We start from the raw sequence: 25000 nt of genomic DNA, 5'->3' as shown, positions 1-25000 counted from the left end.
CGGCCCAGGGCTCCGATACGTTCCCCGGACATCCTCTGACGTGCACGTCCCCGCACCGAAGAGGAGCCCCCGTGACACCCGACCCCCTCGCCCCGCACCACGCCCCCGGCCTCGCCGCCACCACCACGGGCCTGACCAAGGTCTACGGCTCCGGCGACACCCGGGTCACCGCCCTCGACGGCGTCAGCATCGGCTTCCGGGAGGGCGAGTTCACCGCGATCATGGGCCCGTCCGGCTGCGGCAAGTCGACCCTGCTGCACTGCGCCGCCGGGCTCGACACCCCCACCTCCGGTTCGGTGCGCATCGGCACCACCGAACTCGGCACGCTCGACGACCGGCAGCTCACCCGGCTGCGCCGGGACCGGATCGGCTTCGTCTTCCAGGCCTTCAACCTCCTGCCGACGCTCACCGCGCTGGAGAACATCACGCTGCCCCTGGCCATCGCCGGGCGCGGCCCCGACCAGCGCTGGTTGGACCGGGTGATCGCCATGGTCGGCCTCGCCGAACGGCTCGGCCACCGGCCCGCGCAGCTGTCCGGCGGGCAGCAGCAGCGCGTCGCGGTCGCCCGCGCCCTGGCCGGGCGGCCCGCCGTGGTGTTCGCGGACGAGCCGACCGGCAACCTCGACTCCCGCGCCGGCACGGAGGTCCTCGGCTTCCTGCGGGACTCCGTCCGCGAACTGGGCCAGACGGTCGTCATGGTCACCCACGACCCGGTCGCCGCCGCCTTCGCGGACCGCGCGGTGTTCCTCTCCGACGGCCGGCTGGTCGACGAGATGGTGCGCCCCACGCCCGACCGCGTGCTGGACGTCATGCAGAGCTTCGACGCGCGCGCCGCCCGCTGACGCCGCCGACCGCCCAGGAAGACACCCATGTTGACTACAGCCCTGCGCAACGTCCTGGCGCACAAGGCCCGGCTGGCCATGACCGTGCTCGCGGTCTGCCTCGGGGTCGCGTTCGTGTCCGGCACCCTCGTGTTCGCGGACTCCACCACCGCGGCCCACCGCGCCGCCGCCACGAAGAACTTCGCCGGCATCGCGCTCACCGTCACCGCCAAGGAACCCGCGCCCGCAAGCGGCGCCGACCAGGGCGGCGGCGTGCTCGACGACGCCCTCGTGCGGACGCTGGCCGACGTGCCCGGCGTCGCCGCCGTCCGCCCGTCCGCCGAAGGCTCGGCCGTCCTGAACGCGGCGGACGGCTCCCCGCTGCGGGTCGGCGCGCGCTGGGCGAACCAGGCCGCCGCCTACGTCCCCGGCAAGGACGGCACGGACGCGCGCTACCCGCTGGCCGAGGGCCGCGCCCCGGCGAACGGCGACGAACTCGCCGTGGACCGCGGCACCGCCGCCGCCGGCCGCCTGAGGATCGGTGACCAGGTCACCGTCGCCACCGACGGGCCGGCCATGACCAAGCGGCTCGTCGGCACCGTCACCACCGACGACACCCGGGTGACGGCCGGCGGCACGCTCGTCCTGTTCGACCGGGCCACGGCCCAGCACCTGTTCGCCACCCCCGGCCACTACACCGGGATCGACCTGGCCGCCGCACCCGGCACCGAGCCGGCCGAACTCGCCCGCCGGGTCTCCGCCGTGCTCCCCGCCGACCGGGCCGAGACCACCACCGGCGCCGCCCAGGCCGCCCAGCAGACGATCCTCGTCGACACCCTCACCCGCGGCTACGAGAAGCTGCCGCTGGTCTTCGCCGGGGTCTCGCTCTTCATCGCCTCGTTCCTCATCGTCAACACCTTCACCATGCTGGTCGCCCGGCGCACCCGCGAGATCGCGCTCCTGCGGGCGATCGGCGCGCAGCGCCGCCAGGTGGCGCGGTCCGTCCTGCTGGAGGCCCTCGTGGTCGGGCTCGCCGCATCGGCGGCCGGGTTCGTGCTGGGTCTCGGCATCGCCGCCGCGCTGCCCGGCCTCCTCGGCGACGGGCTGCCCCGCGGGCCCCTCGTGATCGGCCCGGGGCCCGTCGTGGCGGCACTCGCCGTGGGCGTGGGCGTCACCGTGCTCGCCGCGTGGCTGCCGTCCCGCCGGGCGGCGAGGGTCGCGCCGATCGAGGCGCTGCGGACGGCCGAACAGCCGCCGCCCGCCCACCGGTTGCACCTCCGCGCCGCGGCGGGCCTCGTGCTGGTCGCGCTCGCCGCGGCCCTGCTGGTGTCGCTGCGCGGGGCGAAGGACGCCTCGGAGGCGAACCTGCAGAGCGCGATGCTCGGCTGCGCCGTGCTGGTCTGCGGCCTGATCGCGCTCGCGCCGGTGCTCGCCGCCCCGGTGATCCGGACGTTCGGCCGGCTCACCGGCCGCCTCGGCGTCGCCGGGCGCCTCGCCCGGGAGAACGCGCTGCGCGACCCCCGGCGCACCGCCGCGACCGCCGCCACCCTCATGATCAGCACCGCGCTCGTCACCGGCCTCGCCACCGTCGGGCACAGCGCCGAGCAGGCCCTCGACCGCCGGGCCGCGGCCGGGCTCGCCGCCGACTACGTGATCGGCTCCCGCTCCACCATGGACGGCCTCGACCCGGCCGCCGTCGGGCGGATCGCCGCCACCCCGGGCGTGCGGACGGCGAGCGCCGTCACGGACTCCACCCTGGTGGCCGGCGGCGCGGTCCTGGAGGTCGCGGGCATCGACCCCGACGGCGCGGCCGCCGTCCTGAAGCTGGACGTGACCGGCGGGTCCGTGGCGGACCTCGGCCCGGGCCGGATCGCCGTCTCCGCGACCGTCGCCCGCGAGCACCACCTCGCCCCGGGTGACCGCCTCGACGCCCGCCTGGGCCGCACCCGGGAGGCCCGCCCGTACACCGTCGTGGCCGTCTACCGGGACAACCCGACGGCCCGGGACGTGCTCGCCGCCCGCGCCGAAGTGGCGCGGAACAGCTATCTGCCCGACTCCGTCCAGCGCGTCCTCGTCCGCACCGCCGACGGCACCGCCTCCCCGGCCGTCGAACAGCGGCTGCGCGCGGCCGTCGGCAACAGCCCGCTGGTGAAGGTGCAGGACCGGGCGCAGCTCGTCCGGGAGGCGTCCGGGGTCATGGGCGACCTGCTGGCCGTCCTGTACGGGCTGCTCGCCGTCGGCGCGCTGATCGGCGCGCTCGGCATCGTCAACACGCTGGCCGTGTCCGTCGCCGAACGCACCCGCGAGATCGGCGTCCTGCGCGCCGTCGGCCTGGACCGCGCGGGCGTCCGGCGGATGATCCGCCTGGAGGCGGTGACCGTCGCCGCGTACGGCACCCTCCTCGGACTGGCGGCCGGACTGGCGGGCGCGTGGGCGGTCGGCCCGCTGGCCACCGGCGCGGTGGAGCACTACGAGCCCGCCCTGCCGTGGGGCACGCTGCTCCTCGTGTGCGCGGTCTCGCTCGCGATCGGCGCCCTCGCCTCCGCCGTCCCCGCCCGCAGGGCGGCCTCCCTGGGCCCGCTGGCGGCCGCCGCCGAGGCGTGAGACACGGGTTCCGCCCGCCCCCACCCCCGTCGGGGGCGGGCGGAAGTCTCGACTCCGCTCAGAGGCCCAGGAGTTCGGCGAACGTCCCGCCCAGCACGCGGTCCCGCGGTTCGCCGGGCGGCGTCGCGCGCTCGATCATCGTGCGAGTGACGACCGGGTCGCCGTAGGGGGCGTCCGAGCCGAAGAGCGTCCGGTCGGGCACCTCGCGGATCGCCAGCCGCACCGCGAACACGACGCTCGCCGTGGAAAGCTCGAGGTAGAGGTTCGGCGTCTCCCGGGCCAGCTCGATCGCCTGGAGCCAGTGCAGCCCGCCGAGCTGGCCGAGCACGACCGGCACGCGCGGGTGGCGGCGGGCGAGGTCGGCGAGCGTCGCGATGTCGCCGGCGGTGGTCGGCGCGAAGCCGTGGACGACGACCGGCAGCCCGCCGTGGTCGGAGGCGGCGCGCAGCACCGGCTCGATCAGGCCCGCGCCGTCCGGCGGCGGGGTCAGCTCGCCGATGCCCCGGAAGCCGCGCGCGACGACGTCCCGCTGCACCTCCTCGGCGATCCGCTCGGCGGGCACGTCCAACCGCACCTTGCCGAAGCCGATGAACCGGTCCGGGTGCGCCGCGCACACGGCGGAGAGCTCGTCGACCGCCGCCGCGTGCGCGGCTGCCGCCGAGGCCCCGGCGGACCGCCCGCCGAGCGTGTCGTGCAGGACGCCCATCTCCCGCTTGAAGCCGGCCAGGTCGGTGGCGCGCTCCGGGTGCGGCCGGGTGCCGAAGAGCACGGCGCGGTCGACGCCCGCCTCGTCGAGCAGGGCGAGGTGGCCGTCCACCGGGTCGTGGACATGGCTGTGCGCGTCGATGATCAACGGATTCTCCTGGTCGGTGCCGCCGTGCGGGGACGGGCACTAGTGTTCAAGGCTGACACGGTGGCAAGGTCAAGCCGGACGGGGGAGCGGGGCACGATGAGGATCGGCGAACTGGCGGCGCGCAGCGGTACGAGCGAGCGCCTGATCCGCTACTACGAGCGGGTCGGCCTGCTCACCTCGACCCGCCTCCCCAACGGCTACCGCGACTTCGACCCGTCCGCCGAGCGGACCGTCCGCCAGATCCGTGCCCTCCTCGCGGCCGGCCTCCCGACGCGGACGATCCAGCAGCTCCTGCCCTGCGGCGAACCCGACGGCCCCTTGCGCGCGTGCCCGGGCGTGCTGCGCAAGCTCCGCACCCAGCTCACCGAACTGGACCGCCGAGCAGAGGAGTTGGACCAGGCCCGGCGGGCCCTGCGGCAGGCCATCGCGGCCACCGAGGCAGTCGGCCCGCCCCCGGCGGCGTGACGCGCGGGCGCGGAGCGGTTCCTTAGCGGGACGTTAGATCCCGGCCGCACGCCTTGTCGCCGGTCCCCGCCCGGCTGCACGCTCTGGGGCACCTCACCCGCCCTGGAACACCCGTGGAGTCGCCATGTCGTCATCCGGAACGTCCGCCGTCCCTCCGAAGCCCTCGCGCGAGGAGCGGGCCCGGCGGCGGCTCGCGCTCGTCGGCGGGTCGCTGGGGAACCTCGTCGAGTGGTACGACTGGTTCGTCTACGCCAGCTTCGCGGTGTACTTCGCCGACGACTTCTTCCCCGGCTCGAACTCCACCGCCAAGCTGATGAACACCGCGGGGATCTTCGCCGTCGGCTTCCTGATGCGGCCGGTCGGCGGCTGGCTGCTCGGCCGGGCGGCCGACCGGCGCGGGCGCAAGAGCGCGCTGACGCTGACGGTCACGATGATGTCGGCGGCGGCGGTGCTGATCGCGCTCGCGCCGACGTACGGGCAGGCCGGGTACCTCGGCGCGGCCGTCCTGCTGGTGGCGCGGCTGTTGCAGGGCCTGAGCATCGGCGGCGAGTACGCGGCGAGCGCGACCTACCTGACGGAGGCGTCGGCGCCGAACCGCCGGGGGCTCGGCTCGTCGTTCCAGTACGTGTCGATGACGGTCGGCCAGCTGCTCGGCCTCGGCATCCTCATCGTCATGCAACACACCCTCACCACCAAGGAGTTGCACGCCTGGGGCTGGCGCGTGCCGTTCCTCCTCGGTGCCGTCTTCGCGCTCGTGGTGTTCTGGCTGCGCCGCCGGCTGCCGGAGACGGACGCCTTCACCAAGGAGACCGCCGGCCGGGCGGCCGAGGGCGCCCGGGGCACCCTGCGGGGGCTGTGGGAGCACCGCCGCCAGGCCGCCCTCGTCATGGCGCTGACGCTCGGTGGCACCGTCGCCTACTACACGTACACCACGTACCTCACCAAGTACCTGATCGGCAGCGCCGGTCTGTCCAAGAACACCGCGACGCTGGTCAGCTTCACCGCGCTCGCGGTGTTCGCCGCCGTGCAGCCGCTCGCCGGGCTGCTCTCCGACCGGATCGGGCGCCGGCCGCTGCTCATCACCTTCGCGGTCGGCTGCACCGTGGGCACCTACCCGCTCATGTCCGCGCTCGGCTCGGCGTCGTCGTACTGGTCGGCCCTCGGCCTGTCCGTCGTGGCCCTGCTGATCGTCACCGGCTACACGTCGATCAACGCGGCCGTGAAGGCGGAGCTGTTCCCGACCCGCATCCGCGCCCTCGGCGTGGCCCTCCCGTACGCGCTCGCCAACGCGCTGTTCGGCGGCACGGCCGAGTACGTGGCGCTGTGGTTCAAGAACGGCGGCCACGAGTCCGGGTTCTTCTGGTACGTCTCGGCCTGCGCCCTGGTGTCGCTCGTGACCTACGTCTTCATGCCCGACACCCGCGACGCCGAGCTCGACCCGGCCGGGGCCCAGGGGGCGGACCCGGTCGCCGAGGCCGTACGGTAGTCACCTCACAGGTGGGGAGGACCGCGTGCACGTGCTTCTCGTCGAGGACGACGACCGCATGGCCCAGGCCCTCGCCACCGCCCTCGCGCGGCGCGGCCACACCGTGCGCCGCGTGGTGCGGGCGGCCGACGCGCTGCGGCACGTCCGGGAGGCCGGGTTCGTCCTGCTCGACCTCGGCCTGCCCGACCTGGACGGGCTCGACCTGCTGCGCAAGCTGCGCACGGTCTGCCAGGTGCCGCTGATCGTCGTCACCGCCCGCAGCGAGGAGCGCGACATCGTCCGGGGCCTGCGGGCGGGCGCCGACGACTACGTCATCAAACCGTTCCGGACGGCCGAACTCATGGCCCGCGTCGACACCGTGCGCCGCCGGCTCGGGCGGCCCGCGCCCGCCGACGGCGACGGCGCGCCGGACGGCGCCGGCGACGGGCGGCAGGTGCGCACCGGGGACGTCGAGGTCGACCTCGCGGGCCGGACGGTCACCGTCGGAGGCGCCGAAGTCCGGCTGACCAGGCGTGAGTTCGACGTCCTCGCGCTGCTCGCCGCGCAGCCCGGGGACGTCCGCTCGCGCGAGGAGATCCTCGACCGCATCTGGGGCGACGCCTTCCTCGGCTCCTCGCGCTCCCTGGACGTCCACGTCGCCGGGATCCGCGCCAAGACCGGGCGCGCCGGGCTGGTCCGCACGATCCGCGGCTACGGCTACCAGCTCGGCGACCTGGGGCAGGAACGCGGCACCGGATGAGGCGCCGCCTGCTGGCCGTCCTGACCGCGCTCATCGGAACGGCCGTGCTGCTCCTGTCGCTGCCCCTGGCCGACTCCTACGCCCGCGGCCGGACGGAGCACCTCCTGCTCCAGCGCCGCGCCGACGCCGTCCGTTTCGCCGACCTCGCCAACCGGATCCGCTCCGACGCCGACCGCCACGAGCTGGCCGCCGAACTCACCCGCTACGCCGAGCTCTACGGCGCCGCCGTGACCGTCGTCGACACCTCCGGCGGCATCCTCGGCCGAGCCGGCGCGAGCCCTTCGGGCGCCACCGCGGAGGCGGCGCGCAGCCGGGCCCTCACCGGCCGCTCCACCGAGGCGCTGCCCACGATCCTCCCGTGGGGTCCGGACACCGTGGTGCTCGCGGAACCCCTCGGCCAGGACGAACGCGTCAACGGCGCCGTCCTGTTGAGCGTCCCCACCGCAGCCGCACGCCACGACGTGCTCGTCCGCTGGGCCCTCATCGCCGCGGGCGCCGGCACCGCGTTCGTCGCCGCCGCCCTCGTGGCGGCGGGGCTGGCCCGCTGGCTGCTGCGGCCCGTCGACGAACTCGACCGCGCGGTGGCCGGGTTGGCGGACGGGCGGCTGGAGGCGCGGGCGGTTCTGGACGGTGGGCCGCCCGAACTGCGCAGGGTGCGCCTGCACTTCAACGGCATGGCCCAGGCGGTCGCCGACGCGCTGCGCCGCCAGCGCGACTTCGTCGCCGACGCCTCCCACCAACTCCGCAACCCGCTGGCCACGTTGGTCCTGCAACTGGAGAACGCCGAACCGCACGTGCCGCCCGGCCCCGGCCTCGCGGCGCATGCCCTGGCCCTGGACGAGGCCGACCGGCTGACCGAACTCCTCGACGGCCTGCTCGCGTTGGCGCGGATGGAGTCCGCGTCCGAGCCGCTCGCCGAGCACGACGTGTCGGCGGCGGTGACCGACCGGGTGGCGGCCTGGGCACCGGTGTTCCGCGCCGGCGGCCAGGAGCTGACGGCGGACGTCACCCCCGGCCTGCGCGCGCTCGCCCTGCCCGACGCGGCCGGGCGGGTGCTGGACGCGCTGCTGGACAACGCGGGCAAGTTCGTCCCCGAGGGGGAGCGGATCCACGTCGTGGCCGAGGCCGCGCCCGACGGCCACGGCACGGTCGTCGTGCGGGTGTCCGACACGGGGCCGGGCGTCTCCACCGAGCAACTCCCGCTGCTGTTGCGGCGGTTCACCAGGGCCCCCGAGCACCAGAACGTCCCCGGCACCGGCCTCGGCCTGGCCATCGCCGACGAGCTGGCACGGGCGTGCGGCGGCACCCTGAGCGTCGCGCCGGCGAGCCCGCACGGGCTGAGCGTCGAGTTCCGGCTCCCCGGGGCATGAACGCCCTCAGCCGTAGACCGACCGGTAGTACGCCGCCGCCCCAGGGTGCAGCGGCACCGCCCCGGTGGAGACGGCGAACCTGGGCTCCAGCCGGGCCCCCGCCGTCACGGCCCGCAGCAGCGTCGCCCACCGGTCGAACAGGATCCGCAGCAACTCGCGCACGGCGTCCTCCGGGACCCCCGGCCGGGCCGTCAGGTAGTTGCCGACACCGACCGTGCCGATCGGGCTCCGCAGGCCGTACGCCCCGGCCGGGAGCGTGACCGCCGCGTACACCGGGCCGTACCGCTCGCGCAGCGTTCCGGCGACGTCGTCCAGCGGCACGAACCGCACGGGCAGCTGCGCCGAGAGCCCGGCCACGGCGGGCGTCGGCACGCCGCCGGACCAGAACACCGCGTCCACCTCGCCCGCGCGGAGCGCCGCCAGTGACTCGGCCAGCCCGAGCGTCTCCTCCTGCACCGGCGCCGCGCCGCCGGTGAGCGCCGCCTGCTGGAGCAGCCGTTTCGCCGTCACCTGCAGCCCGGAGCCCGCCGCGCCGGTCGCGACGCGCCGCCCGGCGAGGTCGGCGAGTGCGTGCACGGGCCCGTCGGCGGGCGCGATGAGGTGGATGTAGTTGACGTAGACCCGCGCGAGCGCCGTCACGGCGAGCGGCCGGGCGAAGGTGTCGCGGCCGAGCACCGCGTCCTCGGCGGCGTCCGCGGTGGCGAGCGCGAGGTCGACGGACCCGCCGTCGAGCCGCCGCAGGTTGTCCACGCTGGCCGCGGTGCTCACCGGGGTGACGGACAGCCGCCGGCGGCCGGCCGCCACCGCGTCGGTGAAGGACCGTCCGAAGGCGTTGTACGGCCCGCCCTCGGGCCCGCTCGCCAGCTGCAGCGCCGCCGCCGGGCCGCCCCCGTCCGAGCACCCGGCGAGGACGGCGGCGGCCCCGCCGAGCAGCGCTGCCCGGCGGGTGACGAGCGGCCGGCCGGTCACGGCGTCACGAACGCGTCGCCCTCGGCCCTGAGCGCCGGCAGTACCGGGCGCAGGGCTTCGAGCGGCTGCGAGCGGTCGCCGCCGCCGTCGTGGCGGCGCAGGATGTCGCCGGGCTCCGCGGCCGGCCGCGCCAACGCCCGTCCGTCGCCGGCCCGCTCCGGTCGCCGCATCCCCATGAGCCGTCTCCCCGCGTCCTCGTGCCGGTCCTGCCCCTCGGACGCGACGGCGGCCCGGACCGGTTGCAGTGGTCGCCGTGCGGCCGGGGCGCGTGGACGCGAACCAGGCGCGAGCGGCAGCGTACTCCTGGCGACGATCGGGAAGCCGGCGGGTCCGACTTCCCACGCAGCGCCGTCGCCGCGCACGGCCGTCCTACCCCGCGACGACCGGCTCCGCGCGGAAGGCCTGGTCCAGGTTCTGCTCCACCCACCTGCGCAGGTGGTCGAGCGGGACGGCGGCGCTGCGCCCGAGCTCGGTGAGGGAGTATTCGACGTGCAGCGGGACGGCCGGGTAGACGGTGCGGTCGAGGATGCCGAAGTCCTCCAGGCGGCGCAGCGTCTGGGTCAGCACCTTCGGGCTGATGCCGCCGAGCCGGCGCTGGAGCACGCCGAAGCGCTGCGGGCCGTCCTCCAGGGCGCCGATGGCGAGCGCGGACCACTTGTTGGCCAGCAGGTCGAGCAGGGGGCGGCAGGGGCACTGGGCGGCATAGACGTCATGGTGGTCGTGCTGGCCGCTCGGGCAGGTGGTCGCCATGCTTCGTACTCTCCTCACCTGGATGCTTTCCAAAGGGAAGCAGTGTCCCTTGAAGGTAACCATATCCCTGCGGATAGCGTCCACGACGTCAGGGGGAGGGCCGCCAGCGGCCTCCCCGGGAACGTTTCGCCTCAGGAGTTTTCACATGTCCGCAGACACGATGCGCGCGGTGGTCCAGGACACCTTCGGTGGTCCGGAGGTGCTGCGGGTCCAGCGGGTGCCGCGGCCGGTGCCGCTGCCGACCGAGGTGCTGGTGCGGGTGCACGCGGCCGGGATCAATCCGGTGGACTGGAAGACCCGCGGCGGCACCGGCATGGCCGGCGTGCTCGGTGAGCCGCCGTTCACCCTCGGCTGGGACGTGTCCGGCGTGGTGGAGGAGGTCGGCTTCGGTGTGACCACCCTGGAGCCCGGCGACGAGGTGTACGGCATGCCGTGGTTCCCGCGCGCCGCGGGCGGCTACTCCGAGTACGTCACCGCCCCGGCCCGGCAGTTCGCCCGCAAGCCCGCGACGCTCGACCACGTGCACGCCGCCGCCGTGCCGCTCGCCGCGCTGACCGCCTGGCAGGCCGTCGTCGACACCGCCCGCGTCACGGCCGGGCAGCGCGTCCTGGTGCACGCCGCCGCCGGCGGGGTCGGCCACTTCGCCGTCCAGTTCGCCCGCCACCTCGGCGCCCACGTGATCGCCACCGCGAGCGCCGCCCGCCACGCCTGGCTCGAGCGACTCGGCGCCGCCGAGACCGTCGACTACACGACCACCCGCTTCGAGGACGTCGTCGCGGACGTCGACGTCGTCATCGACCTGGTCGGCGACGGGCACGACGCCACCAGCACCCGCTCCCTCGCGGTGCTGCGCCCCGGGGGGCTGCTGGTCGCCGTCCCGTCCGGCGTCTCCCCGGAGCTGGCGCGGGCCGGCGAGGCGGCGGGCGTGCGCGTGACCCCGTTCCTGGTCGAGCCGGACGGCACCGCGCTGACCGCGATCGCCGGCCTGATCGACGCCGGCGAGGTCGCCGTCGAGGTCGAGGCCACCTACCCGCTGGAGCGCGCCGGCGAGGCGCACACCCGCGGCGAGGCCGGGCGCACCCGCGGCAAGCTCGTGCTGACCGTCACGGACTGACCGCCAGGGCCGCGATCAGGGGTTGTTCAGCGCGTACGAGCGGAAGGTCGCGAGCAGCGGCAGGACCTCGGTCTTGTTCGGGTCCTCCGTGACCGCCCGCATCGCGTCGATCACCACGTGGGCGATGGCCTTCGTCACCACCAGGTCGTCCGGCGGGGCCACCGCGCCCCACACCTTCAGCGCCCGGGTGAGCAGCGCGCTCATCCGGGCGCCGATGTTGGCGCTCACGGCGTCCGACAGCTCGGCGATCTCCTCGTCGCTCATCGTCGAGCGCAGACCGAAGGCGAGCGCCATGAGGGTGTCCATCGCGTGCTCGCCGTACGCGGCCACCAGCGCCGGCAGGGTCCGCTCGTCCGGCCCGCCCGCGGAGAGGGCGGACAGGGCCTCGTCGTCGTCCTTCCACGCCGCCTCCAGGGCGGCCAAGGCCCGGAGGGCCTCGTCTACCGTCAGCCCGCCTGTCATGCCGTCTGTCATGGGGAGAACGGTATTGAGCCGCACCGGCCGGTACGCGGTTCGAGGGCCGACATCACACCTTCGAGCGAAGCCCGGCTCATTTCGGCCAGTGGGCCCGGGTGAAGTGCTCCGCGTCCCACGTGCCGCCCAGTTCCGGGGCCAGCGCGGCGAGCGCCAGCGCGGCGAAGTCGGGGGCGCCACCGGCGCGTTCGGGGAGCGCGCCGAGGAGCGGTGCGCCGGCCGAGCGCGGCAGGTCGGCGAGGTTGCAGCGTTCGGCGAGGCCGGGGTCGGCGGGCCAGGCGCCGACGACGACGCCCGCGAGCGGCAGTGCGCGCGCCGCGAGGGCCTCGGCCGTCAGCGCGACGATGTTGAGCGTGCCGAGCCCGGCCGACGCGATCAGCAGCACCTCGGCGGGCAGGCCGGCGTCCAGCACGGCCCTGGCCTGGTCGGCGAGCGTCCGGCCCTCGTCGTCGTAGCGCACCAGCAGCCCGCCCGCGCCCTCCACCAGGACGAGGTCGTGCTCGGCCGCCAGCTCGCGGACGGCGGCGACGACGTCCGCCGGAGCCAGGCGCGGCATCCCGGCCCGGCGGGCGGCCGTGTCGGGGGCCAGCGGCTCGGGGTAGCGGACGAGCTCACGGACCGTCAGTTCGCCCGCCAGGCGCCGGACTTCGGCCGCGTCCCCGGGCTCGCCGGGCGCGACGCCGGTCTGTCCGGGCTTGAGCACGGCGACGCGCAGGCCGCCGCGCAGGGCCGCCGACGCGACGGCCGCCGTGGCGATCGTCTTGCCGACGTCGGTGTTCGTCCCGGTGACGAACAGGATCCGGGCGCTCATCCCGCCACCGCCGCGGCGACGGACGCTCATCCCGCCACCGCCGCGGCGGTCACGGCGGCCGCGATGCGGGCCACGTCCTCGTCCTGCGTCACGTAGGGGGGCATGGTGTAGATCAGGTCCCGGAAGGGGCGCAGCCAGACGCCCTCGCGGGCGGCGGCCTCGGTGGCGGCGGCGACGTCGACCGGGTGGTCCAACTGCACGACGCCGATGGCGCCCTGGACGCGCACGTCGTGCACGCCGGGCACGTCGGCGGCGGCCGCGAGCCCGTCCTCCAGCCCGGTGCCGATGCGCTTCACCTCGGTCTCCCAGTCCTGGCCGAGCAGCAGGTCGATGGAGGCGTTGGCGACGGCGCAGGCGAGCGGGTTGCCCATGAACGTCGGCCCGTGGGCCAGCACCGGCACCTCGCCGCGGCTGATCCCGTCGGCGACCTCGCTCGTGCACAGCGCGGCGGCCAGCGTCAGGTACCCGCCGGTGATCGCCTTGCCGAGGCACATGACGTCGGGGGAGACGCCCGCGTGGTCGGCGGCGAACAGGGCGCCGCTGCGGCCGAACCCGGTCGCGATCTCGTCGAAGACGAGCAGCACGCCGTGGCGGTCGCAGACGTCGCGCAGCATCCGCAGGTAGGCGGGGGAGTGGAAGCGCATCCCGCCCGCGCCCTGGACGACCGGCTCGACGATGACGGCGGCGAGCTCGTCCGCGTGCCGCTCCACGAGAGCCTCGAACTCCTGGGCGTACGCGGCATCGAGCGGCGCGTCGAACCCCGCCGGCGGCTGCGGCGCGAAGAGCTGTCCGGGCAGCACCCCGCCCCACAGGTGGTGCATGCCGCCGTCGGGGTCGCAGACGGACATCGGGTGGAAGGTGTCCCCGTGGTAGCCGCCGCGCCAGGTCAGCAGCCGGCGCTTCCCGGGGCGGCCGGTGGAGCGCCAGTACTGGAGGCACATCTTCATCGCGACCTCGACCGAGACGGACCCGGAGTCGGCGAGGAAGACGTGCCGCAGCGGCTCGGGCGTGATCTCCACCAGCCGGGCCGCGAGCCGGACGGCGGGCTCGTGGGTGAGCCCGCCGAACATCACGTGGCTCATCCGCCCCAGCTGGTCCCGGACGGCCTCGTCGAGCACCGGGTGCCGGTACCCGTGGACGGCCGCCCACCAGGAGGACATCCCGTCGACGAGCTCCCGGCGCCCGCCCGCGACCGGTTCGGCGAGCCGCAGCCGGACGCCCGAGGCGGACTCCACCACGAACGGGGTGGCGGTGCCGGGCATCGGCCCGTACGGGTGCCAGACGTGGGCGCGGTCGAGCGAGAGCAGCGTGTCCGGGGACAGCTGGGACGACATGACGGGGGTTCTCCTGGGCTGTCGGGCGTGGAGCGTGGGTCCGGCGCCGGCCGGGCGGCCGCGCGGCAGGTGCGCGCGGCCCCGGTGGCGGTGAACCGTCAGGCGTTGGGGGCGAGTTCGGTGCCGGCGCCGCGGCGGCGGACCTTGACCAGGTCGCTGCGCAGGCCGTCCGCGGACTCGGTGGCGGTCTCGGTCGCGACGGCCGTCGCGACGGGCTCCGCGTGGCCGTGCCCGCCGCACGGGCCGCAGCCGCCGCCGCTGCCGCAGGCCGACGCGGCCGAGCCGCAGCCGGAGGCGGCGGGGGTGCTCGTGCCACAGCCCGAGGCGGCCGAGCCGCAGCCGGAGGCGGCGGCGACGTCGGCCCGGTGGCGCGGCAGGGTGGCCTCGCCCGCGCCCTCGACCTCGAAGCCCGCGTCCTTGATCATGTCGAGGTCGGCCTGCCCGGCCTGCCCCTCGCTGGTCAGGTAGTCGCCGAGGAAGATGGAGTTGGCGACGTGCAGGCCGAGCGGCTGCATCGAGCGCAGGTGCACCTCGCGCCCGCCGGCGATCCGCACCTCGGTGTCCGGGTTGACGAAGCGGACCATCGCGAGGATGCGCAGGCAGCGCTGCGGGGTGAGGTTCCACTCCTGGGCGAGCGGCGTGCCCTCGAACGGGATGAGGAAGTTGACCGGGACGGAGTCCGAGCCCAGCTCGCGCAGCGCGAACACCACGTCGACCAGGTCCTCGTCGCTCTCGCCCATGCCCGCGATCAGGCCCGAGCAGGCGGAGAGCCCGGCGCCGTGCGCCTTCTGCACGGTGTCCACCCGGTCCGCGTAGGTGTGGGTGGTGGTGATGTCGCCGTAGGTGCTCTCGGAGGTGTTGAGGTTGTGGTTGTAGGCGTCGGCGCCGGCCGCCTTCAGGCGCTCCGCCTGGTTGTCGGAGAGCAGACCCAGGCAGACGCAGATCTCGACCTCGGGGTCGGCGTCCTTGATGGCCGCCATGGTGTCGGTGACGCGGTCGATGTCGCGGTCCGTCGGGCCGCGGCCGCTGGCCACCAGGCACACGCGCTTGGCGCCGCCCGCCACACCGGCGCGCGCCGCGTCCGCGGCCTGCTCCGGCTTCAGCCAGGTGTACTTGAGGATCTCGGCCTTGGAGCCCAGCCGCTGCGAACAGTAGCTGCAGTCCTCGGGGCAGAGCCCGCTCTTGAGGTTCACCAGGTAGTTGAGCTTCACCCGGCGGCCGAACCACCTGCGGCGGACCTTGCCGGCGGCGGCGACGACGTCCAGCAGTTCGTCGTCGGTGGTGGCGAGGACGGCCAGCGCCTCCTCGCGGGTCGGGACTTCGCCGCGCAGGCCCTTGGCGGTGAGGGTATCGAGCAGATCCATGGGCCTGATCCTGCCTGCTGGTGTTCGGCCGACGCCAGAGCAAACCCACCAGAAGATCGGCGGGAGGATGTGCGAGTTGTCACAGTGTCGGAGCCCACGGTAGTGAGGCCGGTCACGTCCTCGGCGCTCCGGCCGCCCGGACGGCCCGCGGACGGCTGGTTCGCCACCGAACGCACTGCGTGGCGGGCCGTTACCCGGCAGTAGCGGGCGATGATCCACAAGCGCCGACCCCGTGATCTGGGCCACTGGGCCGTTGCTTAGAATCTGCGCCATGACCACGCAGGGGGAGCGCACCCCGACTCCGGGAGACGGCCAGGCAGGCAGGGCGGGACAGCGGTTCGGCGGCGGCGCCGGCGCGTACCGGGGCAGGAGGCCGTCCGCCCGGCGGCTGGTCGGCTGGACGGTCGTCGTGGGCGTGGTCGTGGCCGGCGGCTGGATCATCACCCGGCCCACGCCCGGCGACTACATACCCGGGCTCGGCCCCTCCAGCAAGGACACGGCCAGGACCCCGCCGGTCGTCGGCGCCGCGCCGGCCCCCACCGACCCCGAGGCCCTCAACGTCGAGACGTACTTCCCGTCCCAGCGGCTGATCGAGCTCGGCGCCTACAAGGGCAAGCGCAACGGCGCGCGGCGCGGCGAGAACTGCGTCGAGGCGCAGCAGGACCGCGCCCAGGACCTGCTCAAGGACAGCGGCTGCCAGGCCTACCTGACCGTGAGCGTCACCGGCCAGGACAAGCCGGTGCTCAGCAGCGTCACCATCCTGCGCTTCGCCGACCAGGCCGCCGCCGGCCGGGCCGCGGAGGCGCTGCGCGCCAAGCCCGGCGCGCTGGCCTTCATCCTCCCCAACGCCGAGGTGGACAACTCCCCGGCCGCCGCGGCCAAGCCCGGCACCGAGCCGCGGGTCGAGGCCGTCGGGCACTACGTGACGGTGACCAGCTCGCGCTTGCCCGCGGAGGCCCGCACGCCGGGCGCGACGCCCGGCACCGCGTCCGGCTCCGCGCCGGCGGTGAGCCCGTCGGCGACGGGGGCCCCGGCACCGACCCCCGAGCAGGTCCTCGACGAGGCCACGCGCGCGGTGTCGTACTCGGCGGGCGCGCAGTTCGTCTGGATGTAGCCCGGCGCCGCACGACGACGCCGAAGGGGGCCCGCTCGAGCGAGCGGGCCCCTTCTCGAGGTCTTGACGGGCCGTCAGCCGCCCAGTCGGTCGACCGCGGTCACGCGCACCACCGCGCGGCCCTCCTCGTCCGAGCCGTACAGGTCGACCTCCGCGCTGATCCCCCAGTCGTGGTCGCCCGCCGGGTCGTCGAAGATCTGCCGGACCCGCCAGGCGGAGTCCTCCTCCTCGATGATCAGCATCTTCGGGCCGCGCGCGTCCGGGCCGGTGCCGAGGTCGTCGTACTCGTCCCAGTACCCGTCCATGGCGTCCGCCCAGCGGTCCGCGTCCCAGCCGTACTCGCCGTCCAGCGCGCCGAGTTCGTCCCAGTGCTCCAGCGCGCACAGCTCCACGCGGCGGAACATCTCGTTGCGCACCAGCACCCGGAACGCCCGCGCGTTGGCCGTCACCGGCGCCGGCTTGTCGTCCAGCGTCACCTCGGCGGCCTGCGGCTCGGTCGGGTTGGCGAGCTGCTCCCACTCGTCGAGCAGGCTGGAGTCGACCTGGCGGACCAGCTCGCCCAGCCACGCGATGACGTCCTTGAGGTCGTCGGTCTTCACGTCCTCGGGGACGGTCTGCTCCAGCGCCTTGTACGCGCCGGCCAGGTAGCGCAGCACGATGCCCTCGGTGCGGGCCAGCTCGTAGTGGCCGACGTAGTCCGAGAACGTCATCGCCCGCTCGTACAGGTCGCGGACCACGGACTTCGGCGCCAGCTGGTGGTCGCCGATCCACGGGTGCGCCCGGCGGTACACCTCGTAGGCGTGGGTGAGCAGCTCCTCCAGCGGCTTCGGGTACGTGATCTCCTGGAGGCGCTCCATGCGCTCCTCGTACTCGATGCCGTCGCGCTTCATCTCGCCGACGGCCTCGCCGCGCGCCTTGTTCTGCTGCGAGGCGAGGATCTGGCGCGGGTCGTCCAGCGTGGCCTCCACGACGGAGATCACGTCCATCGCGTACGACGGGGAGGCCGGGTCGAGCAGCTCGAAGGAGGCCAGCGCGAAGGTGGACAGCGGCTGGTTGAGCGCGAAGTTCTCCTGGAGGTCCAGGGTCAGGCGCACGATCCGGCCCTCGGCGTCCGGCTCCGGCAGCCGCTCGACCACGCCGCCCTCCAGCAGCGAGCGGTAGATCGCGATCGCGGTGCGGATGTGCCGGCGCTGCGCCGACCTGTCCTCGTGGTTGTCGGTCAGCAGCTTGCGCATCGCCTCGAAGGCGTTGCCCGGGCGGCCGATCACCGACAGCAGCATCGCGTGGCTCACCTTGAACCGCGACACCAGCGGCTCCGGGTCGGCGGCGATCAGCTTCTCGAAGGTCTCCTCGGTCCAGCCGACGAAGCCCTCCGGGGCCTTCTTCCGGACGACCTTGCGCTTCTTCTTCGGGTCGTCCCCGGCCTTCGCGATCGCCTTGTCGTTCTCGATCACGTGCTCCGGCGCCTGCGCCACCACCTGGCCGACCGTGTCGAACCCGGCCCGTCCGGCCCGCCCGGCGATCTGGTGGAACTCGCGGGCGCGCAGGATCCGCACCCGGGTGCCGTCGTACTTCGACAGCGCGGTGAACAGCACCGTGCGGATCGGCACGTTGACGCCGACGCCGAGCGTGTCCGTCCCGCAGATGACCTTCAGCAGGCCCGCCTGGGCCAGGCGCTCCACCAGCCGGCGGTACTTCGGCAGCATGCCCGCGTGGTGCACGCCGATGCCGTGCCGCACGAACCGCGACAGGTTGCGGCCGAACTTGGTGGTGAAGCGGAAGTTGCCGATCAGGTCGGCGATGGCGTCCTTCTCCGCCTTCGAGCACATGTTGATGCTCATCAGCGACTGCGCCCGCTCCACCGCCTCCTTCTGCGTGAAGTGCACGACGTAGACCGGCGCCTGGCCGGTCTTCAGCAGCTCCTCCAGGGTGTCGTGCATCGTCGTGCGGCGGTACTCGTAGAACAGCGGTACCGGACGCGTCGCGTTGCGCACCACCGTGGTGGGCCGCCCGGTGCGCCGGTTCAGGTCCTCCTCGAACCGGCGCACGTCGCCGAGCGTCGCCGACATCAGCAGGAACTGCGCCTGCGGCAGCTCCAGCAGCGGGATCTGCCACGCCCACCCGCGGTCGGGCTCCGCGTAGAAGTGGAACTCGTCCATCACGACCTGCCCGATGTCCGCCCGGGCGCCGTCGCGCAGCGCGATCTGCGCCAGCACCTCGGCCGTGCAGCAGATGATCGGCGCGGTCGGGTTCACGCTCGCGTCGCCGGTCATCATGCCGACCTGCTCGGTGCCGAACATCTTCACCAGGTCGAAGAACTTCTCCGACACCAGCGCCTTGATCGGCGCGGTGTAGAACGTCCGCTGCCCCTGCGCCAGCGCGGCGAAGTGCGCCCCCGCCGCCACCAGGCTCTTGCCGGACCCGGTCGGCGTCGCGAGGATGACGTTGTTCCCCGACACCAGCTCGATCAGCGCCTCCTCCTGCGCCGGGTACAGCGTGATCCCCCGCTCCTGCGCCCAGGCTGCGAAGGTCTCGAACAGCGCATCGGGCGTGGCGGGCTTCGGCATCAGATCAAGGAGGCTCACCCGGCTATCTTGCCTGCTGGCCGCCACCCCGGGCAAAGCCCGGTCCCGGCCCGACCCCTGCACGGGCGCGCCGTCGGCGCACGAGCGGCGCGCCGGACGTCCTGCACGACCCGCACAGGCGCGGGCGCCGATCATGTGCCGAGTCGCACATTGCCCGGTCGTCGGGGCGCGTGCCAGAGTGCCGGGCATGGCCCACCCTCTCGCGTCCGACGCCCCCGAATCGCCCTCGACCGCCCCCGCCCCGGCCGGGGTCTTCGACTGGCTGGACGAGGCCGCCGCGCTGCGCGCCGACGCCGGGCTCACGCGGACGCTGCGCAGCCGGGAGGCCGGAGAGGGGCTGCTCGACCTCGCGGGGAACGACTACCTCGGACTCACCCGGCACCCGGTGGTCACCCGGGGCGCGGCGGACGCGGCGCTGCGCTGGGGCGGCGGGTCGACGGGCTCGCGGCTGGTGACGGGCACGACGGCGCTGCACACCGAACTGGAGGAGGAACTGGCCGCGTTCTGCGGGGTGGAGGCCGCGCTGGTCTTCTCCTCCGGGTACACCGCCAACCTCGCCGCGCTCACCGCGCTCACCGACCCGGACACCGTCATCGTGTCCGACGCCTACAACCACGCCTCCCTCATCGACGGCTGCCGCCTCGCGCGCGCCGACGTCCACCGCGCCCCCCACAGCGACCCGGAGGCCGTCCGGCGGGCGCTCGGCGTGCGCACGCAGCGGCGGGCGCTCGTCGTCACCGACTCCGTGTTCTCGGTGGACGGCGACGCCGCCCCGCTGCCCGCCCTCTCCGCCGCCGCCCGCGCCCACGGCGCCGCGCTGCTCGTCGACGACGCCCACGGGCTCGGCGTCCTCGGCCCCGGCGGCCGCGGCGCCCTCGCCGCGGCGGGCCTGGCCGGACAGCCCGACACCGTCGCCACGGTGACGCTCTCCAAGTCCCTCGGCTCCCAGGGCGGCGCCGTCCTCGGCCCGCGCCGCGTCATCCGCCACCTGACCGAGACCGCCCGCACCTTCATCTTCGACACCGGCCTCGCCCCCGCCGCCGCCGGCGCGGCCCTCGCCGCGCTGCGCCTCCTGCGCGCCGAACCCCACCGCGCCGACCGCGCCCGCGAGGTGGCCCGCACCCTCGCCGCCCGCCTCACCGCCGCCGGCCTGCACGCCTGCGAGCCGGACGCCGCCGTGGTCTCCGTGCGCGCCCCGGGCCCCGAGGCCGCCGTCGCCTGGGCCGCCGACTGCCGCCGCGCCGGCCTCGCCGTCGGCTGCTTCCGCCCCCCGTCCGTCCCGGACGGCATCTCCCGCCTGCGCCTCACCGCCCGCGGCGACCTGACGGACGCTCAGATCACCGAAGCCGTCCGCACCATCGCCGACCTGGCCCCGCGGGTCTGACCGCAACCGGTCACTCGTCGCGGGGCGTCCACCTCCGCGGAGGTGGGCCATGGCGGGTCGGCTGTCGGTGGGCGTGGCCGTCGGGGTGCTGCTGCTCTGGTTGTCCGGGTGGCTGGTGGGCGGGCCGGTGCGGCAGTTCGAGCGTGCGGCCGGGCTGGTGGGGATGTCCGGGGAGTTCACGGCGGACAGGTGCGTGATCTCCGCCTACGAGGACGGGCCGCCGCCCGCGGACTGCCGGGGCGTCTTCCGGCCGGACGGCGGCGGTGCGGCGAACGGGCGGGCGCGGATCTGGTCCGGGGCGTCGGTGGGGCTGGGCGTGCGGGCGGTGTGCGAGGGCGACGAGTGCTTCGTCGTCTCGGCCGCCGAGGTCGCGCGGTCGATCACGTTGATCTCGCTGACCCTGCTGCCCGGCGCGCTCGGGCTGCTGGTGATGACGGGGCTGGGGCTGGGCGCGGCCGGGGAGAAGGCGATGATCGTGCCGGGGGTGGCGGCGGCGGTGCTGGTGCTGGTGCTGTCGCTCGCCGGGATCTCGTGGTTCGTGCTGGCCGTCAGCGGGTTCTGAGGCCGCCGGGGCCGGTGCGGGATCAGGGTGTGAGCCCGGTGATCCGCGGGGGCTGCCCCGGCCCGGCGCTCGGGCTCGGGCGGCGACGACCGCACCGGCCGGGCGGTCCGCCCACGGCGCCGAGCCTGGCCGCGCTGCGTCACTTCTTCTTCGCCCGGCTCGGCTGCACCCGCGTCGGCTCGCCCTCGGCCTTCGGATGGTCGGGCGGGTACGGGAGTTCGCCGAGGCCCTCGTCGTGCAGCTGCTTGTCGTACAGCTCCAGCAGCGCCTCCAGGCGGAACGCCTCGCCCTCCATCCCGGCGTTCGGATCGCCGAGTTCGGCGAAGCGGGCGGGGACGGTCCGCAGGTCGAAGTCCTCGGGGGAGGCGTCGTCGAGTTCGTCCCAGCGCAGTGGGGTGGAGGCGGTGGCGCGGGGCCGGGCGCGCAGGGAGTAGGCGGAGGCGATCGTGCGGTCGCGGGCCATCTGGTTGTAGTCGACGAAGATGCGCTCGCCGCGCTCCTCCTTCCACCACGCGGTGGTGACCTTCCCGGCCATGCGCTGCTCCAGCACCCGGCCGAGCGCGATCACCGCGTGCCGTCCGTCGGTGAACGTCCACTGCGGCTCCAGCGGGACGTAGACGTGCAGGCCCCGCCCGCCGGAGGACTTGGGCCAGCCGCGCAGCCCGTACTCCTCCAGGAGCGCCCGCAGCTCGTGGGCGGCGCGGACGGCGTCGTGGAAGTCGGTGCCGGGCTGCGGGTCGAGGTCGATGCGCAGTTCGTCGATGTGGTCGGTGTCGGCGCGGCGGACCGGCCAGGGGTGGAAGGTGAGGCAGCCGAGGTTCGCGGCCCACAGGACGGCGGCGGGTTCGGTGGGACAGATCTCGTCGGCGGAGCGCCCGCTGGGGAAGCCGATGCGGGCGGTCGGCAGCCACTCGGGCAGACCCTTGGGGGCGCGCTTCTGGTAGAAGAACTCGCCCTCGACGCCGTCCGGGAAGCGCTGAAGCGTGGTCGGCCGGTCGCGCAGCCCGCGCAGCACGCCGTCGGCGACGGCCAGGTAGTACTGCGCGACGTCGAGCTTGGTGAACCCGCGCTCCGGGTAGTAGACCTTGTCCGGGTTCGACAGGCGGACGGTGCGCCCGGCGACCTCCAGTTCCACGGCTGAGCCCATGCCTCTCACGCTAAGCGCGCCGCGCCCGCCGCGCGCCTTTTGGCGGCGCGCGCGAGGATCGGAGCCATGGACCTGCCCGTGATGCCGCCGGTGGCGCCGATGCTGGCCACGTCGGTGGCGAAGATCCCGCCGGGGATGCAGTACGAGGCCAAGTGGGACGGCTTCCGCACGATCGTGTTCCGCGACGGCGCCGACGTCGAGCTCGGCAGCCGCACCGGCAAGCCGCTGACCAGGTACTTCCCCGAACTGGTCGAGGCCTTCCGGCGGGAGCTGCCGGAGCGCTGCGTGGTCGACGGCGAGGTGGTGATCGCCCGGGACGGGCGGCTGCGGTTCGAGGAACTGCTGGAGCGCATCCACCCGGCTGCCAGCCGGGTGAAGCTGCTGGCCGAGAAGACGCCCGCCTCGTTCGTCGCGTTCGACCTGCTCGCGCTCGGCGACGACTCGCTGCTGGACGAGCCGCTGTCGGCGCGCCGCGCGGCACTGGAGTCGGCGCTCGACGGCGCCGCCGACCCGGTGTTCACCGCGCCCGCCTCGACCGACCGCGACCTCGCCCGGACCTGGTTCGCCGAGTACGAGGGCGCGGGGCTGGACGGGGTGGTCGCCAAGCCGCTGGACCAGCCGTACCGCCCGGGGGAGCGGACCATGTTCAAGATCAAGCACGAGCGCACCGCCGACTGCGTCGTGGCCGGCTACCGCGAGCACAAGAGCGGCCCGGTCGTCGGCTCGCTGCTGCTGGGCATCAACGACGCCGCGGGCCGGCTCCAGCACGTCGGCGTGTGCGCCGCCTTCTCGATGGCCCGGCGCCGCGAACTGGCCGAGGAACTGGCGCCGCTGCGCATGACGGACCTGTCCGGGCACCCGTGGGGCGCCTGGGCCGACGAGGCCGCGCACGCGGAGGGCAGGCTGCCGGGGGCGGTCAGCCGCTGGACCGGCACCAAGGACCTCTCGTGGGTGGCGCTGCGCCCGGAGCGGGTGGTCGAGGTCGCGTACGACCACATGGAGGGCACGCGCTTCCGGCACACCGCGCAGTTCCGCCGGTGGCGCCCGGACCGCGCGCCGGAGAGCTGCACGTACGAACAGCTGGAGGAGCCGGTGTCGTACGACCTGGCGCGGGTGCTCGGCAGGTGACGAAGCCCGGGAAGGAGGCCCGACCCCGGAAGGGTCGGGCCTCCTCTGGTGCTGCGCTCAAGTCGCCACGTTGGAGGGCGGGTTGCCCGCCGGGAGCGACGGCGAGCTCTCGGTGGACGCCGAACCCGACGGAGAGCCGGACGGCGAACCCGACCCCGGCGCCGACGACGCTGCCGTCGCGGGCGGGATCGAGTAGACGTACTTCGGCGAGAGGATCTTGGTGATCTCGTTCGCGAACAGCGACGACGGTTCCGAACCCTGGTAGAGCACATCGGTGTTGAGCAGCAGCGCCAGCGTGCTCTGCGCCTGCGGCAGGTACACCGCGACGCTCTCGTAGCCCGGCAGCGAGCCGTTGTGCCCGATCCACCCGTTGTTGTTGAACAGCCCGAAGCCGTAGCCGACGCCCGGGTCCCCGGTCGGCAGCGTCTTGAGGCGTTCTGCCTGGGTGGCCGGGCTCACGAGGGTGCCGGTGGCCATGGTCTTGGCCCAGCTCTGCAGGTCGGCGATGGTGCTGATGATCGCGCCCGCGGTCCAGGCCCAGGACGGGTTCCAGTTGGTGGAGTCCGTGATCGCCCCGTTGGGCGTCTGGTCGGTGTAGCCGTGCGCGTACGGGGAGGGCATGGTCCCGTTGATGGGGAAGCTGGTCTGCCCCAGCGAGGCCGGTGTGATCACCTGGTCCGTGAGGAACCGGCCGGCCGGCTGCCCGCCGAGCCTCTCGACCAGCTTGCCGAGGATGATGTAGTTGCTGTTGTTGTACTGGAACTGCGTGCCGGGCGGGGACACGGCCGGGTGCCTGTACCCGTAGGAGAGCAACTGGTCGGGGGTGAAGACCCGGTTCGGGTCGCTGATCAGGTCGTTGACGAACTGCGGGTCGGAGCTGTACGGGAACAGCCCGCTGCGCATCTCGCCGAGTTGGCGCACGGTGATCCCGTCGCCGCCGGGGACGCCGTCGACGTACTTGGAGATCGGGTCGTCCAGGCCCACCTTGCCCTGGTCGACCAGGCGCAGCACGGCGGTCGCCGTGAAGGTCTTGGTCTCACTGCCGATCCGCAGGTGGAGCGAGGGGTCCATGGCCGTGCCGGCGGTCTTGTCGGCGACGCCGAAGGACTTCTGGTACGTCCCGCCGGGCGTGATGATCCCGACGTTGATGCCGGGCACGCCGGTCTGGCTCAGCACCCGCTGGATCGCCGAGTCGAGCTCGGCGGTGACGTCCGGGGTGAGCGCCACGACGCCGTTCGCGGACGTGCTCCCCGACGGGGACGCGTAGGACGGGCTGAGCGCGGCCGGTTCGGCGGTGATCGCCGGTTCGGAGGCCTGCCGGTCGGAGGACGAGCCGGAGCAGGCGGTGGCGGACAGCAGACCGGTCAGCGCGAGCGCGGCGGCCCCCGCCCGGCGCACGGAGCGGGGTGTGCCGGTCCGGGGTGTGGCGGTGCGGTCCCCGTCGGCGCGATCCGTGTCGGTGCACCGGGGAACGGCTATGGACCGGGGAACGGCCGGGCGCGGCCGTCGGGTCTTGGTCATGGGACGAGGCGCCTCTCTGGGGCCAGGATCACCGGGGTCGGATCCATGGGCCGGATCTGTAGGGGCGGAGGGCCCCGGAGCGCTGCTCCACGGGGCCGCACGGGAGCAGCGCCACCGTAAGCACCGCGGCCGGTCGGCCGCGCGCGGGCCGACTTCCGGCTGATCCGAACGGGCCCGCCGTCAGCCGAGCGCCCCAATCCGACTGGCGGCCCGCTGTCAAGTACCCCGTGCGGCCGCCCGGTTGGTGTCGCCGCGGCCGCCGCACGCTCCGCCGAACGGGTGGCCGACGGCACGCCGCACCCGCACCGGGGCCCAGCTCGGGCACGATCGTTTAGCCCAGCTGTGGCCGCCCTTAAGAATTCCTCGATGGACCGCACCCCCTCCCACCAGGCAGATTTCTGCCTG

At 74.7% G+C, this 25000-nt stretch carries 22 protein-coding genes; 11 read left to right on the top strand and 11 right to left on the bottom strand.

What is annotated here, in order from left to right; all coding sequences use genetic code 11:
- The first annotated feature begins 71 nt into the window (after positions 1-71).
- Together PUR71_RS25110 and PUR71_RS25105 are read left to right on the top strand one after the other, a co-directional pair.
- Complete coding sequence (locus tag PUR71_RS25110; protein WP_329929365.1) at positions 72-842, top strand: ABC transporter ATP-binding protein; 771 nt, start codon at positions 72-74, stop codon at positions 840-842.
- Between the two features lie 27 nt (positions 843-869).
- Positions 870-3425 carry an ABC transporter permease gene (locus PUR71_RS25105; RefSeq protein ID WP_329929364.1) on the top strand — a complete coding sequence of 852 codons (2556 nt, stop codon included), beginning with the start codon at positions 870-872 and terminating at the stop codon, positions 3423-3425.
- Positions 3426-3483: 58 nt separating this feature from the next.
- On the opposite strand, the gene PUR71_RS25100 is transcribed toward PUR71_RS25105, so the two are convergent.
- Complete coding sequence (locus PUR71_RS25100) at positions 3484-4278, bottom strand: amidohydrolase family protein (RefSeq protein ID WP_329929363.1); 795 nt, start codon at positions 4276-4278, stop codon at positions 3484-3486.
- 96 nt (positions 4279-4374) lie between these two features.
- Here PUR71_RS25100 and PUR71_RS25095 point away from each other — a divergent pair, with 96 nt between their 5' ends.
- The 4 genes from PUR71_RS25095 (at position 4375) to PUR71_RS25080 (ending at position 8338) form a co-directional block, all read left to right on the top strand.
- Entirely contained in the window at positions 4375-4743 is a 369-nt protein-coding gene (locus tag PUR71_RS25095; RefSeq protein WP_329929362.1) for a MerR family transcriptional regulator, read from the top strand.
- 124 nt (positions 4744-4867) lie between these two features.
- Complete coding sequence (locus tag PUR71_RS25090; protein ID WP_329929361.1) at positions 4868-6229, top strand: MFS transporter; 1362 nt, start codon at positions 4868-4870, stop codon at positions 6227-6229.
- Positions 6230-6254: 25 nt separating this feature from the next.
- Positions 6255-6968, top strand: a complete 714-nt coding sequence (locus tag PUR71_RS25085) for a response regulator transcription factor (RefSeq protein WP_329929360.1) — start codon at positions 6255-6257, stop codon at positions 6966-6968.
- Complete coding sequence (locus PUR71_RS25080) at positions 6965-8338, top strand: HAMP domain-containing sensor histidine kinase (protein ID WP_329929359.1); 1374 nt, start codon at positions 6965-6967, stop codon at positions 8336-8338. The genes PUR71_RS25085 and PUR71_RS25080 overlap by 4 nt, the downstream gene beginning before the upstream one ends.
- A gap of 6 nt (positions 8339-8344) precedes the next feature.
- Here PUR71_RS25080 and PUR71_RS25075 read toward each other — a convergent pair whose 3' ends face one another.
- The 3 genes from PUR71_RS25075 to PUR71_RS25065 all read right to left on the bottom strand — a co-directional run bounded on the left by PUR71_RS25075 (position 8345) and on the right by PUR71_RS25065 (position 10057).
- Positions 8345-9307, bottom strand: a complete 963-nt coding sequence (locus PUR71_RS25075; RefSeq protein WP_329929358.1) for a TAXI family TRAP transporter solute-binding subunit — start codon at positions 9305-9307, stop codon at positions 8345-8347.
- Positions 9304-9483, bottom strand: a complete 180-nt coding sequence (locus PUR71_RS25070) for a hypothetical protein (RefSeq protein ID WP_329929357.1) — start codon at positions 9481-9483, stop codon at positions 9304-9306. Before PUR71_RS25070 ends, PUR71_RS25075 begins: the two co-directional genes overlap by 4 nt.
- 193 nt (positions 9484-9676) lie before the next feature.
- Positions 9677-10057, bottom strand: a complete 381-nt coding sequence (locus PUR71_RS25065) for a winged helix-turn-helix transcriptional regulator (protein ID WP_329929356.1) — start codon at positions 10055-10057, stop codon at positions 9677-9679.
- A gap of 145 nt (positions 10058-10202) precedes the next feature.
- Between PUR71_RS25065 and PUR71_RS25060 the strand changes: the two genes are divergently transcribed.
- The gene (locus PUR71_RS25060) at positions 10203-11171 is read left to right on the top strand and encodes an NADP-dependent oxidoreductase (protein ID WP_329929355.1); all 969 of its coding nucleotides are present in this window, start codon (positions 10203-10205) and stop codon (positions 11169-11171) included.
- Between the two features lie 15 nt (positions 11172-11186).
- Here PUR71_RS25060 and PUR71_RS25055 read toward each other — a convergent pair whose 3' ends face one another.
- From PUR71_RS25055 to bioB, 4 genes are all read right to left on the bottom strand, one after another.
- Positions 11187-11645: a hypothetical protein gene (locus PUR71_RS25055; protein ID WP_329929354.1), complete on the bottom strand. Its 459-nt coding sequence runs from the start codon at positions 11643-11645 to the stop codon at positions 11187-11189.
- 76 nt (positions 11646-11721) lie between these two features.
- A complete protein-coding gene (gene bioD / locus PUR71_RS25050; protein ID WP_329929353.1) occupies positions 11722-12486 on the bottom strand; it encodes a dethiobiotin synthase in 765 nt (254 codons plus the stop codon).
- Complete coding sequence (locus tag PUR71_RS25045; RefSeq protein ID WP_329929352.1) at positions 12483-13790, bottom strand: adenosylmethionine--8-amino-7-oxononanoate transaminase; 1308 nt, start codon at positions 13788-13790, stop codon at positions 12483-12485. The genes bioD and PUR71_RS25045 overlap by 4 nt, the downstream gene beginning before the upstream one ends.
- A gap of 98 nt (positions 13791-13888) precedes the next feature.
- A complete protein-coding gene (gene bioB / locus PUR71_RS25040) occupies positions 13889-15154 on the bottom strand; it encodes a biotin synthase BioB (protein ID WP_329929351.1) in 1266 nt (421 codons plus the stop codon).
- A 271-nt stretch (positions 15155-15425) separates the two neighbouring features.
- On the opposite strand from bioB, the gene PUR71_RS25035 reads away from it, so the two are divergent.
- On the top strand, positions 15426-16268 hold the full coding sequence (locus tag PUR71_RS25035) for a hypothetical protein (protein ID WP_329929350.1): 843 nt from the start codon (positions 15426-15428) through the stop codon (positions 16266-16268).
- Between the two features lie 74 nt (positions 16269-16342).
- On the opposite strand, the gene PUR71_RS25030 is transcribed toward PUR71_RS25035, so the two are convergent.
- Positions 16343-18835 (bottom strand): DEAD/DEAH box helicase, encoded by a 2493-nt coding sequence (locus tag PUR71_RS25030; RefSeq protein WP_443077572.1) that lies wholly within the window; start codon positions 18833-18835, stop codon positions 16343-16345.
- Between the two features lie 205 nt (positions 18836-19040).
- Between PUR71_RS25030 and PUR71_RS25025 the strand changes: the two genes are divergently transcribed.
- The gene (locus PUR71_RS25025; RefSeq protein WP_329929348.1) at positions 19041-20237 is read left to right on the top strand and encodes an 8-amino-7-oxononanoate synthase; all 1197 of its coding nucleotides are present in this window, start codon (positions 19041-19043) and stop codon (positions 20235-20237) included.
- Positions 20238-20286: 49 nt separating this feature from the next.
- On the top strand, positions 20287-20799 hold the full coding sequence (locus PUR71_RS25020) for a hypothetical protein (RefSeq protein ID WP_329929347.1): 513 nt from the start codon (positions 20287-20289) through the stop codon (positions 20797-20799).
- A gap of 139 nt (positions 20800-20938) precedes the next feature.
- On the opposite strand, the gene ligD is transcribed toward PUR71_RS25020, so the two are convergent.
- A complete protein-coding gene (gene ligD / locus PUR71_RS25015) occupies positions 20939-21946 on the bottom strand; it encodes a non-homologous end-joining DNA ligase (RefSeq protein WP_329929346.1) in 1008 nt (335 codons plus the stop codon).
- A gap of 66 nt (positions 21947-22012) precedes the next feature.
- On the opposite strand from ligD, the gene PUR71_RS25010 reads away from it, so the two are divergent.
- A complete protein-coding gene (locus PUR71_RS25010; protein WP_329929345.1) occupies positions 22013-23074 on the top strand; it encodes an ATP-dependent DNA ligase in 1062 nt (353 codons plus the stop codon).
- A 57-nt stretch (positions 23075-23131) separates the two neighbouring features.
- Here the strand turns inward: PUR71_RS25010 and PUR71_RS25005 are convergent, their stop codons facing one another.
- Positions 23132-24472: a serine hydrolase domain-containing protein gene (locus tag PUR71_RS25005; protein WP_329929344.1), complete on the bottom strand. Its 1341-nt coding sequence runs from the start codon at positions 24470-24472 to the stop codon at positions 23132-23134.
- Between the last annotated feature and the right edge of the window lie 528 nt (positions 24473-25000).

The organism is Streptomyces sp. SP17BM10 (assembly GCF_036322405.1).
GTDB lineage: Bacteria > Actinomycetota > Actinomycetes > Streptomycetales > Streptomycetaceae > Kitasatospora.
The sequence above is the reverse complement of the archived record's forward strand: the minus strand, read 5'-3'. Positions and strand labels throughout refer to the sequence as shown.